The sequence below is a fragment of the Nocardioides sp. genome (genome assembly GCF_035429765.1).
In the GTDB taxonomy this organism is placed as follows: Bacteria; Actinomycetota; Actinomycetes; order Propionibacteriales; family Nocardioidaceae; genus Nocardioides.
Genome location: NZ_DAOMFK010000309.1, coordinates 1 through 2,294, shown reverse-complemented (window position 1 = coordinate 2,294; position 2,294 = coordinate 1). Strand labels below are relative to the sequence as shown.

Sequence of the window (2,294 nt, the reverse complement as noted above, 5' to 3'; positions counted from 1 at the left end):
CAACTGTCACCCATGTCCTGATGCAGTTCTGTCACCGATGTCCTGAGACATCACACCTGCTGTGCGGGGCCTTCCTCGAAACGATGCGAGAATAATTTCGAATAGCGTCTCACTCAGTGAGACCAGGGGGCACTTCAGGGGCAGGAATGTCGGTGGCGAGTGGTGTGCTGGTCCCATGATCGAGACCACCGGCACGCTGGAGCCATTCGAGGTCGAGGACCTCGACGCGGCGACGCTGCTGGCGCACGCAGCGGAGGCGGAGCGTCAGCTGCGGGTCGCCGAGCGCCGCAGGCTCCGGCTGGTCGACCAGTGGTGCGTGCTGCACCCAGCTACGGAGGAGACCGGCGTCGCGGCTTGGGGTGGCGCGATGATCGCGGACCTCGGCGCCGGTGAGTCGGTGGGTGGAGAGGGCACACCCCCTCTCGCCGCGTTCGCCGCCGAGCCGCTCGCCGCTGCGCTGGGTATCTCGCCCGCGGCCGCCCTCGGTCTGTGCGCCGACGTGCTCGACCTGCGCCACCGGCTGCCGCGCCTGTGGCAGCAGGTCGAGGCGCTGGCGATTCCGGCCTGGAGGGCCCGTCGAGTCGCCGAGCTGACTCGTGCGCTTTCGCTGGAGGCCGCGCGCTGGATGGACGACCGCCTCGCGTCGTCCGACGGCCGCTGGGGGTGGCGCCGGCTGGAGGAGACGCTCGCCCAGGCGGTGGCCACCTTCCACCCCGATCGGGTCGAGGCGCACCTCCGGCGTGACCGTCATGGGTGGGACGTCCAGCTCCGCCACGAGGCCGACCTGGACACCGGGCTCGTCGGCACGAGCCACCTCACCGCGACCGGAGACACGCTTGACCTGAGCCGCTTCCACGAGCTGGTGTGTGACGTCGCCGCCCAGCTGGGGGCACTCGGTGATACCGACCCCCTCGGTGCGCGCAAGGCCAAGGCGCTCGGCGTGATCGCCGGCCAGCAGGCCACGCTGGACCTGACCGCGAGCGAGGTCCCGCCGCAGGCACAGGCTGCGGCGGGTTCCCAGCCCACCCGGGCCGCCAGGACGCACCTCTATCTCCACCTCTCCCTGGCTGAGCTGGCCCTGCTCGCACCCGAAGCGGCCTGCTCCGGCTCGCAAGCCCGAGCCACCGCGATCGGCTGGGCCGAACGACTCGGCCCGGTGAGCATCGCCCAGGTGCGGGAGTGGGTGGGGCACAGCCAGGTGCGGGTGACCGGGGTGGTCGACCTGTCCGCCACCTCGAGCGCGGTCGACGCGCACGACCCGCCGGAGTGGATGCGGGAGCTGGTGGTCCTGCGTGACCAGCACTGCGTCTTCCCGGGCTGCACCCGTGACGCCCGCCGCTGCGACCTCGACCACATCGTTCCCTACGACCCCGACGGACCACCGGGCCAGACGAACCCCGCCAACCTCGCCGCCCTCTGTCGTCGCCACCACCGGGCGAAGACGCGTCGGCGCTGGCGCTACCGGCGGCATCCCGACGGGGCCTACGAGTGGGCCTCGCCGCACGGTCGCCGTTACCTCGTGCTCCGCGACGGCACCCTCCCGCTCGACCCTGACTGGGCCTGACCGGGCCACGAGTGGGACGCTGCCCCCACCACGCACTCTGTGTTTGACTGAACCGTGTGGCCGCTGCTGGCACCGCTGCGAGCCGAGGACCGCGAGGCGTTCCTCGCTCTCGCCCGGCCGCGGACGTTCGCCCGCAACGAGGTGGTCTGTCACGAGGGTGACCCGGCTGACTCGCTGCACCTGGTCGAGCACGGCCACCTGGCGGTCCACGCCGGACTCGCCTCCGGGGCCACCGCGACGTTCACGATTCTCGCGCCCGGCGACTACTTCGGAGAGCTGGCACTGCTGCGCGAGGACCGGCGACGGACGGCGACGGTGACCGCGCTCGAGCAGAGCCGGACCCGGTCGGTTTCGGCCGCTGCCTTCGAGGCCCTGGTGGCCCGCAACCCGCGCGTGGAGCGGGTCCTGACGTCGCTGCTGGCAGACCGCGTGGAAGCGCTGAGCCGTCGGCTGCTGGAGACGATGTACGAGAGTGTGGACCGCCGGGTCTACCGGCGGCTGCTCGAGCTTGCGCACTCGTACGGGGCCCAGTCCCAGGACGGCGTCGTCACGATCCCGCTGAGCCAGGCCCAGCTTGCCGACCTCGTCGGCGCGGCCCGCCCGTCGGTCAACCAGGTGCTCCGACGGCTGGCCGACGCCCAGGTGCTCAGCCTGGGCCGGTCCCGGATCGACGTTCTCGACCTGGTTGCTCTCGCTCGGCGCTGCCCCGACTGAGAGCCGCGCGGGAGCC

The 2,294-nt window shown here is 72.0% G+C and carries 2 protein-coding genes; both read left to right on the top strand.

Annotated features, from left to right (window positions below):
- The first annotated feature begins 175 nt into the window (after positions 1 to 175).
- A complete protein-coding gene (locus PLP61_RS16595) occupies positions 176 to 1,564 on the top strand; it encodes an HNH endonuclease signature motif containing protein (protein WP_324503872.1) in 1,389 nt (462 codons plus the stop codon).
- A gap of 54 nt (positions 1,565 to 1,618) precedes the next feature.
- Positions 1,619 to 2,278, top strand: a complete 660-nt coding sequence (locus PLP61_RS16590; protein WP_324503871.1) for a Crp/Fnr family transcriptional regulator — start codon at positions 1,619 to 1,621, stop codon at positions 2,276 to 2,278.
- Positions 2,279 to 2,294 lie beyond the last annotated feature (16 nt).